The sequence below is a fragment of the Belnapia sp. AC561 genome, assembly GCF_979252845.1.
This window is the reverse complement of the sequence record NZ_CEEDBP010000336.1, coordinates 1-254: the sequence shown is the minus strand read 5'-3', so window position 1 is coordinate 254 and position 254 is coordinate 1. Positions and strand designations below refer to the sequence as shown.

Genomic DNA, 254 nt, shown 5'->3' with positions numbered 1-254 from the left:
TATCCTTTGAGCGATGGCCCTTCCATGCAGAACCACCGGATCACTATATCCGTCTTTCGACCCTGATCGACTTGTCTGTCTCACAGTCAAGCAAGCTTATGCTATTGCACTCCTCATACGGTTACCAAGCGTATTGAGCTTACCTTTGAAAGCCTCCGTTACCTTTTTGGAGGCGACCACCCCAGTCAAACTACCCATCAAACAATGTCTCCCGCTTTGCGGGATTAGACACCGAATACAGAAAGGGTGGTATT

General features: G+C 48.4%; 1 rRNA gene. It reads right to left on the bottom strand.

Features of this window, described 5'->3' with window-relative positions:
* Positions 1-254, bottom strand: a 23S ribosomal RNA gene (locus tag AC0IW9_RS31315); the annotation flags it as partial.